The sequence below is a fragment of the Psychroserpens burtonensis DSM 12212 genome, assembly GCF_000425305.1.
Lineage (GTDB): Bacteria > Bacteroidota > Bacteroidia > Flavobacteriales > Flavobacteriaceae > Psychroserpens > Psychroserpens burtonensis.
Genome location: NZ_AUDE01000027.1, coordinates 1 through 15269 on the forward strand (window position 1 = coordinate 1; position 15269 = coordinate 15269).

At 34.2% G+C, this 15269-nt stretch carries 14 protein-coding genes and 1 pseudogene; 8 read left to right on the forward strand and 7 right to left on the reverse strand.

The window, feature by feature from the left end; genetic code table 11:
• Window positions 1–330: 330 nt before the first annotated feature.
• From H593_RS0112460 to H593_RS19195, 3 genes are all read right to left on the reverse strand, one after another.
• Entirely contained in the window at window positions 331–2373 is a 2043-nt protein-coding gene (locus H593_RS0112460) for an amidohydrolase family protein (protein ID WP_028872755.1), read from the reverse strand.
• 436 nt (window positions 2374–2809) lie between these two features.
• A complete protein-coding gene (locus H593_RS20130) occupies window positions 2810–3130 on the reverse strand; it encodes a hypothetical protein (RefSeq protein ID WP_028872756.1) in 321 nt (106 codons plus the stop codon).
• Window positions 3131–3331: 201 nt separating this feature from the next.
• A complete protein-coding gene (locus H593_RS19195; protein ID WP_147231940.1) occupies window positions 3332–3523 on the reverse strand; it encodes a DUF6090 family protein in 192 nt (63 codons plus the stop codon).
• Window positions 3524–3784: 261 nt separating this feature from the next.
• Here H593_RS19195 and H593_RS20135 point away from each other — a divergent pair, with 261 nt between their 5' ends.
• From H593_RS20135 to H593_RS20140, 3 genes are all read left to right on the forward strand, one after another.
• The gene (locus H593_RS20135) at window positions 3785–4567 is read left to right on the forward strand and encodes an FKBP-type peptidyl-prolyl cis-trans isomerase (protein ID WP_084142325.1); all 783 of its coding nucleotides are present in this window, start codon (window positions 3785–3787) and stop codon (window positions 4565–4567) included.
• A 407-nt stretch (window positions 4568–4974) separates the two neighbouring features.
• Entirely contained in the window at window positions 4975–5448 is a 474-nt protein-coding gene (locus H593_RS0112485) for a T9SS type A sorting domain-containing protein (RefSeq protein WP_028872758.1), read from the forward strand.
• 5 nt (window positions 5449–5453) lie between these two features.
• On the forward strand, window positions 5454–6620 hold the full coding sequence (locus H593_RS20140) for a hypothetical protein (RefSeq protein ID WP_051229728.1): 1167 nt from the start codon (window positions 5454–5456) through the stop codon (window positions 6618–6620).
• A 311-nt stretch (window positions 6621–6931) separates the two neighbouring features.
• Here the strand turns inward: H593_RS20140 and H593_RS0112495 are convergent, their stop codons facing one another.
• The gene (locus H593_RS0112495; RefSeq protein WP_028872759.1) at window positions 6932–9112 is read right to left on the reverse strand and encodes an acylase; all 2181 of its coding nucleotides are present in this window, start codon (window positions 9110–9112) and stop codon (window positions 6932–6934) included.
• Between the two features lie 418 nt (window positions 9113–9530).
• Here H593_RS0112495 and H593_RS0112500 point away from each other — a divergent pair, with 418 nt between their 5' ends.
• From H593_RS0112500 to H593_RS0112520, 5 genes are read left to right on the forward strand one after another with little or no spacing between them, the layout of a single operon-like run.
• On the forward strand, window positions 9531–10256 hold the full coding sequence (locus tag H593_RS0112500; protein WP_028872760.1) for a flavodoxin family protein: 726 nt from the start codon (window positions 9531–9533) through the stop codon (window positions 10254–10256).
• 22 nt (window positions 10257–10278) lie between these two features.
• Window positions 10279–10623, forward strand: a complete 345-nt coding sequence (locus H593_RS0112505) for a DUF1622 domain-containing protein (protein WP_028872761.1) — start codon at window positions 10279–10281, stop codon at window positions 10621–10623.
• Window positions 10620–11774, forward strand: coding sequence for an ergothioneine biosynthesis protein EgtB (gene egtB, locus H593_RS0112510; RefSeq protein WP_028872762.1), 1155 nt, complete (start codon window positions 10620–10622; stop codon window positions 11772–11774). The genes H593_RS0112505 and egtB overlap by 4 nt, the downstream gene beginning before the upstream one ends.
• A gap of 1 nt (window position 11775) precedes the next feature.
• On the forward strand, window positions 11776–12723 hold the full coding sequence (locus H593_RS0112515; RefSeq protein WP_028872763.1) for an L-histidine N(alpha)-methyltransferase: 948 nt from the start codon (window positions 11776–11778) through the stop codon (window positions 12721–12723).
• Between the two features lie 2 nt (window positions 12724–12725).
• Window positions 12726–13379: an aspartate/glutamate racemase family protein gene (locus H593_RS0112520; protein WP_028872764.1), complete on the forward strand. Its 654-nt coding sequence runs from the start codon at window positions 12726–12728 to the stop codon at window positions 13377–13379.
• A gap of 155 nt (window positions 13380–13534) precedes the next feature.
• On the opposite strand, the gene H593_RS0112525 is transcribed toward H593_RS0112520, so the two are convergent.
• The 3 genes and pseudogenes from H593_RS0112525 to H593_RS0112535 all read right to left on the reverse strand — a co-directional run bounded on the left by H593_RS0112525 (window position 13535) and on the right by H593_RS0112535 (window position 15199).
• Window positions 13535–13840: a hypothetical protein gene (locus H593_RS0112525; RefSeq protein ID WP_028872765.1), complete on the reverse strand. Its 306-nt coding sequence runs from the start codon at window positions 13838–13840 to the stop codon at window positions 13535–13537.
• Between the two features lie 136 nt (window positions 13841–13976).
• A pseudogene (locus tag H593_RS21425) lies at window positions 13977–14135 on the reverse strand (glycine zipper domain-containing protein); the annotation flags it as partial.
• Between the two features lie 479 nt (window positions 14136–14614).
• The gene (locus H593_RS0112535; RefSeq protein WP_028872766.1) at window positions 14615–15199 is read right to left on the reverse strand and encodes a Crp/Fnr family transcriptional regulator; all 585 of its coding nucleotides are present in this window, start codon (window positions 15197–15199) and stop codon (window positions 14615–14617) included.
• Between the last annotated feature and the right edge of the window lie 70 nt (window positions 15200–15269).

A 15269-nucleotide genomic window follows, 5' to 3' on the forward strand; every position in this document is an offset into this window, starting at 1 on the left:
TGATTTTTAATAGCATATAAAGTGACTATCTTTCCTCGTTTTTTCTCCTAGTTGGATATTCTGGATATAACTTTGACTAATTATTCCTTACATTCTGTTCAAACTCTAAAAGATATAAAAAAAGTGAGGTGATTTCTAACCAACAATATACTTCTAGAGTTATTTAGTTGCGTGTGTACTCTCACTTTTTTCACTTTATTATTGCTAAATTTATATATGAATTAACTTCTTTTACAAACATAGGAGTTGCGTGGTTAAGCAACTAATTTAGTAAATGAACTTGTATTGCCATTGTTAATCGTCTTAATAATTTCTTGGTTCTGTCCTATTTTATTCTTTCACTTTTAGCATTGGAGTGAAGGCTTGGATACCAAAAGACGGATATACCTCACTTGGATAGTAAAAAGTACCACCACGAGAGACCATTGAAATTGTTTTGATGGCTTTGATATCCTCCACGGGATTTCCAGGGATTAAAAAGAAATCGGCCAGTTTACCAGGTGCAATGCTTCCGAGATCCTCATCTCCTAAGTATTGCGCCATATCATAGGTAGCTAGTTTCAATAGCTCAGCAGATGTATAGCCTAATTGCTGGTAAAGCTCCAATTCACGATGGTAAAAGAAAGCACCTCCTAGATCTGTTCCAGGTATAAGAACGATGCCTTTATCTTTCATCATTTTTAAGGTTTCCACAATTTTGTCGTAGCCCTCACGATAAGCTTGGTCGTCTTCTGGGGAAGCGACATCTGCCAGTGCTATCTTAAAGCCACGTTGTGCGTTTGGAGGCATATGATCTATAAACTCTTTGGTACCTTCCCAAACGTCACCATTTCTAGCTTTCATAAGCACTTCGTGGATCGCTAAAGTTGGGTCCATAGCGGTTTTGTTCTGAACAAACAAGTCCATAGTTTCTTGCACTTCGGGACTATTAAGGTCTAATGCGGGAAATCTTTTTAATGCTGTAAGACGAAGCAAGCTACGTGTATCTTCTTCGGGTTCTAACACCCATCCTAACATGGTTTGATTAATGTGGGTCATTTCATCAAAACCGGCACGTAACATGGCGTTAGCATTCGAGAATGCTGGTACATGGCCACAGACAAACATGCCATATTCATGCGCCTTTTTAACGATGGCTGGTGCCCAATCTCCATTCATAGAATTGTATAGTTTTATACCATAAAAGCCCTTGTCGTGATAAGTTTCTAATGCTGCTAGTGCTTCTGCTTCACTAGAAACCAAAATTCCATTATTTGCACTGTAGTCACTTACTCCTTCAATAAAGCCCAATCGATGCACTCTTGGTCCTGCTAAAACTCCTGAATCGATTTTTTTAATTAAATCCTCCAATACCGCATTATCGTTCCCCATATCTCGGAAGGACGTAACTCCAGCCAATATATTCAATAAGGCATCTTCATCTCCAGTATGGGCATGCATTTCATACATTCCAGCTACCAAAGTCCCACCTGCTCCATCGATGACCACTTCATTCTCACCTCTGGCGTCAGGAGTATCAATGCGCACAATACGGTCGCCATCCACTAATACCGATGAAAGTACTGAGAGTGACAACGTATTGGGATCAAATATTTTTACGTTCGCAATACGCACCTTTTTTCCGTAGTTATGGGCATAGGTCTTTTGTAGTGATTCAAACCGTTCTGCAGAATATTTTTCGGCATAGGCTCGAAGTTCTTTTTCTTTTGTTTCAAACCCTTCACGGACTATAACAAACGATGGGCTAATCACAGCAAACAAGCGTTGGTTACTATCTGCAATAAAATAAGAAGGATTTATATCTGCTCCAGCTAAGGCATAGGTCGTAAGATCAACAGTCGTTGAATCAACAGTAATGCTTGTTTTTTCCATCTTCTTAAGCGTGAGTTTGCCTGCTGGGAGCACATCTGCTGTATAGTCAGGTGATTTTAATAGGCTACGTGCCGTAAGAATCGTTGAATAAGGACTTCCAGATTGATTGACATACCACAATGCGTTTTCAGCCGTAGTACTATCACTACCAGTAGCGTCTGTCCATGAAGCAGCGGTTCCGCTTAGTGCATACTGTTCCTCTACTGTATTTCCAAAGGTAGTATTGCCCGTAATATTCCATTGCAAAGGAAAACCGTCTGTGTTTAAAACAATGGTTTCCTTCATGGTAGGACCGCGTCCATTGTTTTTGTAATCGTAATCAATGTGGATTGTATCTCCTAGAGTATGGGCTTTAAGATACCCAACAGTGGTACCTCCAGAAATGACAGAATAGGTTTCGTCTCCTTGATAATCGACCAAAGAGGATACTTTGGGAGATTCTTGTTTACAGGAAATTAATAGTAATAAAATAAAAGGCAAATAGAAGAATTGTACTTTCATAATAGGTTGGTTTTTAATAATGTGAATATATAGTAATTTATATGGTTGCCATAATACTGATTACTAGTCGTGTAAAAGTAATACATAAATCGAATGGTCTAATGCCTATCTTCAAGAGATTTTTCAGAGAAGATGACGCTTTAGATAAATGTGCTACAATGTGATCGGATGGCTACTGTTTCACTTATAGATATTCACAGTTAGATGAAATTAATTGTTTCTTATTAAGAAGTCCTTACGCAGTTCTACCTAAATTTTAATGAAGTTATGTTAAATTTAAGAGGTGGTGTTGTGGTTTCTAGTAGTGTGAATTATGGGAGGAGACGCTATTGAAGTAGAAGCGTATTGATAGGGTTTTATAAGTAGGCTAAAACGAGCCATCAATTTTATACGGTATAGGTATTTCGTTATTTATATAAATCAGAATAAAGTTGTTTTAAGGTTCTAACTCTCTTATTAAAAGCTCTTTAGTCAAGCCAAAATCCTTGATTGATTTACTTAGCGAATTAGATTCATTGTTTAAGGCTTCAAGCTTAAATGTAATAACATTCCATAACTCAAGATTTGTAAACAAAGTCTCATAATTTGTTTGAGGACCACCTTGGACTAATCCATCTCTATATCTAGGCAAAGCAACCTCACTATAATTAATGTTTTTAATAAAAAATGGTTCTATGGTATTTACATATTGTGTATTATTATAATCACGTATTCTTTCAGAAACATCAAAAAGCCAAACAAGTCTTTCAAAACTCATTTTTAATGTATCATTTTCTATTTTAGATAAATAATTCTGGTTAATAAATTCTTTTGTAATTGGGAATTGATAATCTACATCCCAAGTTGTTGCCGCGGCACCTAATAGACTTTTAAGTGTATTTAAAGAATCTATACTTTTAGAATCAATTATCTGAAGCGCTCTTTTACTTTGATTAATTAGCGAGTCTAAAAGTTTTTTTTAAAATTTTGCATTTTCAGTTTCTTGGTCTAGCTCTACAATTAAACGATTGTAATAATTTGAAATACTATTTTCCTCTAATCTGGTTGTATTCCAGCTGCTAACATTTAATGCAATAAGAATCCCAATTACCACAAGCACAATTTCGCCTGCAGCATACTTTAAATACTTGCTAGTTTTGTTTTTCTCCATAAGGTCTTTTTCAATGTGTTTAAATAATTTTATCATATATGTGTCCCGAGAAAACGGGAGTCTTAGTATTGATCGAAATAAAGCACTATATTTTGTGTATAATTAGAGCAACTAAATTAGTAAAACAAATTGAACCAGAGGGAAATCCTTAGGGTTTTATGAGTGCACAAAGAGCCAGCAATTAGGGTTATATGAAGTTTTATGCCTTAAATTCATTTATATTATAAGTGATATATTTGAGAGAATTTAATTTTTTCACATATGAAGCTTTCTTATATTTTAATAATGCTGTTTTCCACGCACATGGTTTTATCTCAAGTTAATGATACGATCACCACAAAGTCTGGACTTAAATACTTTTTGATACATAAAGGAGAAGGGAAAGCGATTGATTCAGGTACAGTTGTGATTCAACATTATACAGTTTGGTTGTCAAATGGAGACAAACTCGACTCGTCAAGGGATAGAAATGAACCTTTTGTATTTGAACACCCTTCAAATAATTTAATACAAGGCACAAATGAGTCTCTTTCTCTTATGAAAGTTGGTGACAGAGGGATCTTTATATTTCCTTACCATTTAGCATATGGCGAAAAAGGAATAGAGTCTGAAATTCCTCCAAAAGAAACATTAACTTTTGATATCGAGGTTTTAGGTATTAAAAAATGGTCTTTAGAAAAAGAACTTAGGACGGTTCTTTATCATAATTATAAAGCAGATAGTATTCCAAAAGTGTCGGAAACAATAACTAAATACAAAGAATTAAAAAAGAATGATTTTGAGGATATGTATGTTAATGAGGACGTGCTAAATAGTATTGGGTACGACTTGATAAGGATTAATTTTGTTAAGGAAGCCGCAGAGATATTTAAATTAAATGTTGCTGCATATCCTGATTCTCAGAATCCATATGACAGTCTGGGAGAAGCTTATATGCTTTTAGGACAAAAAGAGTTGTCTGTTTTTAATTATAAGAAATCGCTTGAATTAGATCCTGGTAATACAAGTGCCATAGAAATGCTTAAAAAATTAAAAGATTTATAAGAACACTCAATGTGTAACTTTTAAAATTCAAGTTGGGTATAACATTTTGTGTTTGGCCAGTTAAGTGTATAAACATGTGATTTAGTAGGTGAATTCCAAATTTAAAACTCCAGTATAGGGTTTCTAAAAAGTCTAGAACTAGCGCTAATTGGAATGCATTCTTAACAGTAGTTTCTCTAAATTCTCCTGATTTTATAGATATCTTTTAATAACGTATAATATCCAAAAAAACAATATGCTTAATTCGCCACTCACACAGACTTCAATCATAAAATTTAACATTATATTCGATGAATAGTATCATTTATTGGTTAATATGTTTACATTTGAAGTCTTAATCTAGGCTAGACTTTCTTTTTCTCTTTCACTTGAGTTGATTTCTGACGAATCTATAAAAAAATGAACTCATGATTAAAACGACACTTGTAGCCTGTTTGTTATGTGCTACACAATTAATTTATTCGCAACAAACCATACCTGCATCTGGTGGCGAAGCCACAGGAAGTGGAGGAACATCCAGTTACTCGGTTGGGCAATTGGCCTATAGTACCAATACAGGAAGCAATGGCTCTATAACCCAAGGTGTACAGCAAAGTATCGAATTATTTACTTTAAGCAATCCGGAATTAACGGTATTGACTTTAACAGCTGTGACTTATCCTAACCCAACAACAGACTATATAGTTTTGGCCCTAAAGAATTCTAATCTCACAGATTTGAGTTATGCGATGTACGATTTACAAGGTCGAATAGTAAGTAAAGGAATTGTTCAACAAGAAAACACTGCTATTGCAATGCAAAAATTAGTGACAGGTGTGTATGTCTTAAAAGTAAACCAAAACAACCAAGCCTTAAAAAGCTTTAAAATCATTAAAAAATAGAAATTATGAAATATGCAATATTCACTAATTCTGTAATAAATAGAAATGTCATGAGTAAAAATCTATATTCTCTAAGTGTGGCCTTGTTATTAACGCTTACCACTTTTGCGCAAGCACCAGAAAAAATGAGTTACCAAGCTGTTGTAAGAGACAGTGGCGATAATTTAGTAAGCGGTCAAGTCATAGGCATGCAAATTAGTATTTTACAAACGACATCATCAGGTACAGCGGTCTATGTAGAGACACAAACACCAAGTACCAATGTAAACGGACTCGTAACTTTAGAAATAGGCACAGGATCAGTTGTAAGTGGAGATTTCACAACTATAGATTGGTCTTCAGATACTTATTTTGTAAAAACAGAAACAGATCCAACTGGAGGAATTAGTTATACCATAGCAGGCACCAGCCAGTTATTAAGTGTTCCTTATGCTTTGCATGCAAAAACAGCTGAGAATGTCATAAATGATGAGGTAGACGATGCAGATGCAGATGCAACAAACGAATTGCAAAACCTAGAACAACTATTAATTGTTGGTAATAATGCCAATTTAAATAGTATTGTCAATACTGGCCAAATTGGTATTGGTACAGCAACGCCTAATGTTGAATCTTCAATGGAAATTACAACAGCACTTCCATTGATTTTTCCTTCAATGACACAAAATGAAGTCAATGCAATGGTGACTCCTGTTGAAGGAATGGTTCAATTTAATACCGATGCACATAAGCTACAAGTTTATTCGATGTTAACAAATAACGCTGCAATATTGAATGAAATATATTTAGGAACAGATGTGAACGACTTTTTTATTAGTCAATTTGGTACGTCTCCAATTGATGGTCAAATTATCGCTGTTGAACTTTTACTTAAAGACGATTTGTCTAACCCTTTTCCTGAAATTGATTTTCAGGGTCAAGGATCTTTTACAGTACCTTCTTATGGCAGTTTTACATGGTTCACTTTTGTGTTACCAAATCCAATTCAGGTTACTGCTGGCGGCTCGTGGAATATTGACTTAATCGGTCCTGGAGTGCTCGATCGTAGGTTTGCTACCAACAGCAGTTATCCAGATGGCGGCGGATGTTGTTTTCCTGGTGCAGACGATTTATTATTTAGAGTCCATATTCAACCAAATCCTGGGTCATTTGGATGGCAGAATATGCATTAATAAGTTTTACAGAATATTAAAAAAAAAGCGCCTCTAACAGCGTTTTTTAAGAACTAGAACAAAAGTCGCGCAAGCGAGTCGTTTCATAAAAATAAAACCAACACTAATCTAAAAAAGTAGTGTTGGTTTTTTTATGTGATTAATGCTGACGTTTTGTGTTTGGTTAGTTAAGTAGATAAATACCTGATTTAGCACATACGAATCGTATATAAAACGGGTGAGGACTCTATGAGTAAACACAAAACCATGCAATTAATAATACCTGTTACTCTGCGACATATTCGAAATTTTATTTCGTTTTTTATAGGTTATTATTGTTTATCACCTGGATGATAGTTCGATTTCGCTCTTTTTTCAACATCTTCTCTATAATAGGCAACGTCTTTAAAGTCTCCATCAGCATAACGTTGTGATTGGTCATCAAAATGTGGAGAGTTAGGGTCACTACTTTGTCCGCCAGCAAGCATGGATTTAGCTCTTACTTTATCTCCAAACTCCACAACAGCTACAAAACTATTTCCTGATGTTCCATATTGTCGTTTAGTGTCTTCGCCAAATTGAGTTCCAAAAGATGCTAAAGCGCCCCATAAACTTGACGCCATACCAACTGGTAAGCTCGGTTTTGCATCATCAAATTCTTGAAAGATTTCACCATTATTTCTTTGGTATCTATTAAATTCTCCCCAGGGTGTTTGCCATGAACCAAAATCTTCTTTTAACTTATTTAAAGCCGTTTGAAATACTTCCAAACGTTCTTCTGAAGAAGCTGTTTTACTCATATAATCAAATACTTCTAATAAAGTCATTCCTTTACCACGAATTTTATTTGACTTGAAATAAGCGTTTACATAAAATTGTGTCAAGGTCATTCCAACAGAACTTTCAGATACTCTAAAATCCCAATTCTTTAATAAGGCGATTGCTTCTTGAGCATCTTGCGTTTTTGTAGGTGCTTTTTGGGCAGCATCTAACAAACCAGTAATTAATACTTCTGCTCCTGGTAAATACGTATCGTAAGCCAATTCAATTAATGAATCTAGTGTTAAATCTTCGGCCTTTGTCAATAATGGAATGGCATGTATGCCTCTAAAATTCTCTGAGAATGAAGACATGTAATTTGGATAATCTTCACGTTTCGGACTATATTCCGCAGCACTTGTAAACGGTGTAGAGTTACAATTTTGAATCCAACCATTTGGTGGGTTTAAGACCATAATATTGTCTTCTAAAGGATGAAGTCCGTCCCAGTCAGTTTCAGGATTACTGCCATCAACGGGTTTTGTATAGTCAAATTTCTCGTTTCGTTTAGGAATGAAGTTTCCGTGATAATATGCAATTGTACCATCAGCATCTGCATACACCGTATTGTTTGATGAATTGGTTCTGATATTCATCATCTCATAAAACGCTGCATGAGTCGATTTTTTTGTTCGCGTAAAAGACTGCTCTAAGGCTTTTATAGGACTCCACATTAATGCTGTAGCAACCCATTTGTCATTGTTAGCATGTGTGATTGGTCCATGGTGTGTGCGATACATCATAAACGTTTTGTCTTTTAGACCATCGGCAACTTTGTAATTTAAAGTGACTTCTATAGAGTCTATTGGTCTCAATTCGTCTCCATATGTATACGCTGTTTTTGAACCCTCTTTTACAATGGTTTCTTCAAATTCATCAATAATATCTGTTCCAGTTGAGGTATGCATCCAGCCCGTTTTCTCATTAAAACCTTGATAGACAAAAAATTGTCCCCAAGTTACTGCGCCATACGCATTCAATCCCTCTTCACTTACAACATGAACTTCACCTCGAAAAAAGAACGATGTATGCGGATTAATAAGCAACATAGCATCACCAGACTTTGTTTTGTCTCCAGAAATGGCAAAACCGTTAGAACCTCTTGGTTCGTCGTCTTTTAGTCTTATTAAGCCATCATTTACGGCAACTTTGTTTTCTGGTTCGCCATAGAATTCTTTCAATTTCTTAGTTGAAACTCTTTCAATATCACCACCTATTGAGCCTTCACTAAAGTACATTGGCATCCAAGGCTCAAAATGGGTAATCAATTTTGGCTTTACTTCAGGATGTGTTTGCAGGTAGTAATTAATACCATCAGCAAAAGCAACACATAACACTCGCAACCATTCTGGACTCTCCTTGTAATTTTTAATAGCTTCCTCTTTGGTCATATATAATCTTGACCTTAAATCACTATATAATAATTCTTCTCCTTCAACTTCAGCAAGTCTGCCTATTGCCCAAATGTAATTTCGCTCTACGCGATTAAAATCATCTTCGCATTGCGCATACAGCAATCCAAAGACGACGTCAGCATCTGTTTTTCCGTAGATGTGAGGTACACCAAAATCGTCTCTTATGATTTCTGTATTTTTAGCGTGTTGCTGCCAGCGTTGTTCTATATCAGTGATTTTATTTTCGTTTTTGCAGCTTGTAAAAGAAATGATAAAGAGGAGTAGGAATAAACGATTCATAATTGTTTTTTGATGGTTTAGAATGACATACATGAAGATTCAGTTATCTACGTTAATATGAGGATTTTTATTGTCATTTCAAAATGTGCTTCTGGGTGTTGTGCTTTCGGTATTAATGCATCATTAAATTCAAATCTGTTTTAGTTTTGTTAAAATACTAATTCTGCTTTAATACTATTATCAGGTCCATGGTTGATTTTCGTAGCTTTGGTTAAAACCTTTCATCCTGAAACGGTTATAAAAATAATATATAATTTAGAGGGTTGTTCAATAATCTGTACTGTTTTACAGCAATATTAATAGTGTCTGAGCACCAATTTAAAGCCATTTTTACATAATTTTGAGTTATCTTTAAAAAAAGTGGTTATCTGTTTTTTTTTAATAGTGACGTGAGCTTTTTTAATCTAAATATATAAATATGAATTTTTCTAAGGTATCCGTGTTATATATCAATTGCACTTTAAAAAAATCACCTCAAAAAAGTCATACAGAATCCTTAATGAAGGTCTCTCAAAATATTTTGAAAAAGGAAAATGTGGGTTTCGAGACTATTAGATTAATAGATGAAGATGTTGCAGTAGGAGTCTATCCAGATATGACAGAGCACGGTTTTGATACAGATGTTTGGCCAGAAATTTTTGATAAAGTAATGGCTGCAGATGTATTAATCATTGGAACACCTATTTGGTTAGGTGAGAAATCTTCGGAAGCTCAAAAACTAATTGAACGTTTGTATGCGATGAGTTCTAAAACAAATGACAAAGGGCAATACCTATTTTATGGAAAAGTAGGAGGTTGTATGATTACTGGTAATGAAGATGGCGTAAAACACTGTGCCATGGGAATTCTCTATGCCATGCAACATGTGGGATACTCCATACCACCACAAGCAGATTCTGGTTGGATAGGTAAAGTTGGTCCTGGACCAAGTTATGGTGATACTGAATTTAAAGGTGAAAAGCTAGAGACTCCAATTGGTTTTGATTCTGATTTCACCAATAGAAACACCACCTTTATGACCTATAACTTATTGCATTTGGCTAAGATGTTGAAAGCGAATAACGGTTATGATAATTATGGAAACTCCAGAGAACAATGGGATGATGGCACACATTGGGCTTTCGAAAACCCAGAATATAGATAATTAAAAGGAATACTTAAAACTGATGCATCACTATATAGAAATTACAGCCAAAATTATTGAAACTATTGGTATACTCATTATTTTAATTGGTCTGCTTTATGCACTTGGTGTATCTATTAGAGACGTTTTAAAAAAAGCAAAAAGCGGTTATGGTAGGTTACGGAAATCTATTTTGCTAGGATTAGACATCCTTATTGCTGTAGATATTGTTACTACAGTTGTTATTTTACCAACACTAGAATCTGTGTCTATATTGGGTGTAATTGTATTAATTAGAACGTTTTTGAGTTTATCAATACAAGTAGAAATAGAGGGTAAGTTTCCTTGGCAGAACACGTCTAATGATAAATTACACGATTATAAATGAATATTATTGAAGCTTTTAAGGTCACCAGAAACCTTACCAACTCGCTGTGTAAACCTTTAAAAATTGAAGATTACACGCCACAATCTGCTGATTTTGCAAGTCCACCAAAATGGCATCTGGCTCACACCACCTGGTTTTTTGAACAAATGATTTTAAAACCATTTGTTAAAGATTATGAGGTGTTTGATAGTGAGTTTAGTTTTCTGTTTAATAGTTATTATAACACTATGGGTAAGCGTATTGCCAGTCATGAGCGTGGTTTAATAACAAGGCCAAGCGTAGACGGTGTTTATGAGTATAGAGCATATGTGGACAAGCATATTGAAAAGCTTTTAAGCGCTTCTCAATTAGATAAGGCAGTGAGTGACTTAGTTGTTTTGGGTGTTAATCATGAGCAGCAACATCAAGAATTGTTAATCACAGATATAAAATATACGCTGTCTAGAAATCCTATTCATCCCAAGTTATATGAGATAGCTTATGCAAATACTTTGCAGGAAACAGAAGCTTTAGAATTTATTGATGTAGGCGAGGGGGTTTACACTATTGGTTCTCATAAAAATGAATTTTGTTATGATAACGAACTCGGTCATCATCGCGTGTTTTTAGAAAATTATGCAATTGCAAATAGATTAGTAACCAATCGCGAATACATCGCATTTATTGAGGCAAAGGGATATACGACTTCTAAATATTGGTTAGATGACGGTTGGTGCTTTGTGAATTCAAATAATATTAAGTACCCATTGTATTGGGAACAAGAGGATCACACCTGGTATGTTTACACATTGGCAGGAAGAGTACTTCTAAATTTGGATGCTCCAGTAATGCACATATCTTTCTACGAAGCACACGCTTATGCTAATTTTAAAAATAAGCGATTAGCTACAGAATTTGAATGGGAAGTTGCCAACGCGCAATTTCATTGGGGGAAAACTTGGGAGTGGACCAACTCTGCGTATTTACCGTACCCAAATTATAAACAAGACGAAGGAGCTGTTGGTGAATACAATGGCAAATTTATGATTAACCTTATGGTCTTAAAAGGAAGTAGTGTTTCCACATCACCAAATCATAGCAGACCAACTTATAGAAACTTTTTTTCACCGGAAACGCGTTGGCAGTTTTCAGGCATACGACTAGCAAAATAATATGAATACAAAATTTAAAACAGATGTTTTTGAGGGTTTAAGTAAATCACTTAAAACATTGTCTTCAAAATATTTTTATGATGAAATAGGAGATAAACTCTTCGTTAAAATCATGAGCTTACCAGAGTACTACCTTACACGTGCTGAATATGAGATTTTTGATACAAAATCTGAAGATATCATTGAGAAATTAAAACTGAACACAGTAGATACCATAGATATAATAGAGTTAGGAGCTGGAGATGGTAAAAAAACAAAAGCTTTTTTAAAAGTGCTGTTGGCAGAAAACTATAAGTTTAGGTACGTACCAATAGATATCTCGCAACATGCTTTAAATGCCTTAGGAGCGTCATTGAAAACTGAGTTTTCAGATCTAGAAATAGAGATTAAGCAAGGCGAATATTTTGGTGTATTAGAAGATATAAAAACGAATAAAGCTCAAAAAGTGATTATGTTTTTAGGCTCTAATCTAGGGAACTTAGATGATGAAGCTGCTCAAGATTTTTTAGTTAAACTAAGCAACGCCTTACGAGTAGGAGATAAAATTATTTTAGGTTTAGATCTTATGAAACCTAAGGAGATTGTATTGCCAGCGTATAATGATAGCCAAGGAGTTACCAAAGCATTTAATTTAAACTTATTGCACAGGATCAATAGAGAGCTTCATGCGGATTTTGATATATCAAATTTTGGTCATGCGCCAGAATATGATGAAAAAACGGGTATTGCAAGAAGTTTTTTGGTGAGTAAGAAAGAGCAAAAAGTCTGTTTTAATGGGGATCATACCTGTTTTACGTTTTTAAAAGATGAAAAGATTCAAACAGAAACATCTAGAAAGTATAACGACGCTATTTTACAATCGTTTTTACAGCATACCAATTTAGTCCAGACGTCTAAAATAAGTGATTCTAATAATTATTTTAACAGTTATATACTAGAGCGCGTTTAATAATGAAACAGTTAGTTATTTTAGGTTTGGGAGCCAGGAGCACCTTGTTTTACCAAGAAAAATTGCACGAGTTGTATTTTAATCAAGAAGGGCAGTATGCTACATTTCCGTTTATTTTAAAACAGTTAGATTTTAATGCTATTAATCCTTATTTGCCTAGTAATACAGCTGTTATTTCACCAATACTTTGTCGAGAGTTAAAGGCTTATAATTCTTCAGAGGTCAATTTATTAGTGCCAAATATTACTATTCATGAGATATTTGACTCCATGCAATTTGAATTGCATATAATACATCCTTACAAATTATTAGTTACTGAATTAGCTAATAAAATAATTAATAACTTAGTTTTTTTTGGAACGAAGTATACAAATGACAATTCTAATATAGCGTCCTATTGTGCAGGTTTGTCAATAGAAAAATTAAGAAAGGATGAGATTGTATTTCTAGACGATTTAAGAAAAAAGGTCTATTTCAATACTGAAACCAATCAAGATATTAGGACGTACAATACCATGATTGCTAAATATTCAGAAAATAATACCGTTATTATTGCGTGTACAGAATTATCTATAATTAACACGAACAGTAGTGAGCGTGTTATTGATTTGGCCTTACTCCAATGTCGTAATAGTTTAGAACTTGTAACCAATTAAAAGCTTTGGTTGCTTGTTGGTCATTAAGAATAGCAAAGGGTGAGAGTATCACTTGATTTAATTTGTGATAATCGCAGTGAAATGAAGAGAGCTGTTTTTTTAAATGAAGTCAATACTTCGTTCTACGTATAATTTGTAAGGTAGGTGTGATGCTTTTAAAGATGATCAGGAGTCGTTTTGTCTTGTTTCCCATAAAAACGCACTAAATTTTTACCAAAAATAAAGTAGAGTAGAAGTACTGTAAGTGCGCCAACCAAAAAGCCGTTTTCTAGTATAGCTTCAAAGCCATAATTATAACAAAACAATATAATGCATAGCACAAATTGAAGAAGAGCATACGTGATATTGCCTTTTGGGCGATATCCAAACATGCCAAGAAAATGAGTTTTTGTAAGTCCGAAAATAAGATGAGGCATGGCATTGACTACTAATGCGCCAATAATAAAGTCTGTAAAAGTCATTTTTTAATGTTTTTCATCTTTGGTTTTTTAGTCTCCATGAGACAGAGATTGTTTTAGAATAGCAACGATTTCAATTGGTAATAGGGACTTCTTTTTTGCCACAGTTCTTTGTTCTCTACTTTAGCTTTTTATGATGTCAAGATTTATTATCATCTTTTTTGTTGCTCTTTTGTGATAACGAATTCCCGACTCCAATACCTATAGCTAGTCCAACACCAATCCATAAACCTAAATTACCGGTTGCAACTCCAACTACAGTTCCAATTCCCATTCCTAATGCTATTCCGATAGCTAATTTTTTTTTTTTTTTTCATTTGGTTTTTAATTATGCATTCCTTTTCATCGGATCGTTTACAAATGTAAGTTAGCTCTTTTTTAATAGAAATAGGTTGAGGCCATTTTTTTGTTTGCACATTTCCGAAGAAAAAAGAATTGAATAAAGCGTTTAAGTGATGCCTTTAAATCTATTCTAATTTAAAATCTAATTGTACAGACTAGCACTTGATATTTTGCAGCTCTTTCAAGAGGTTTGAGGTGGTCATTTCAGAATTAAAACAGAAATTTATACTAGTGTTTGAATGTGAAAAATTACATTTAAAAAATATAAGCTTACGTTCTTGAAGTTGTAAGTAAACCGCGTAGCATAAAAAAAGCGCAAGTAGATCTACTTGCGCTTAATTAGCTATTAATTAACCATAGGGATTTATGATTATTCTATTTTGACCCAAAGGTATGTTGATTTTTTGTGGTTAAAATTGATGTATGGTAATTAATCTAGTGCCTGGTTATTTCTTTTCGTATTCTACTTAAACTTTCTGTAGTAATTCCTAAATATGAAGCGATATGATAGTTTTTTATATTTTTCTCAATATTTGGAAAGTCTTTAACAAAATTGACATACCGTTGTGAGGCAGATTGTGATAGGTTTCTCAAAATTCGTTTTTGAAAAGCGGCATACGCATTTTCTAGTTTTTTTCTTATGAACGTTTCTGTAGCAGGAATTTGGCTAAACATGTATTCTCTATCGTCTTTAGAAAGCCTATATATCGTAGCATCACGCAGTACTTCAAGATCCATTATCGTTTTAGATTCTGTGAAAAAAGCAGTAAAATCAGTAATCCACCAGTCCTTGATTCCAAATTGAACGGTGTGCTCTTTTCCTTGAAGATCAATATGGCAAGCTCGCAAACAACCCTCTAAAACAAAGTACATGTCTTTAACGGTGTCGCCCGCTTTAATGATTTTAGTTCCTTTTTTTAAATCCATTTTAAACATAACCGATTCAATAACCTCTATTTCCGCTTCGGAAAATGAAAGGCCCTTAAAAATCTCGCTAATTTTAGAATTATCGGAACGCATTAGAATTTGATCGGTTTGTTGTATTGAATTTTTTTTATATATCTGCCTTTAAGGTACGTTATATTTATCT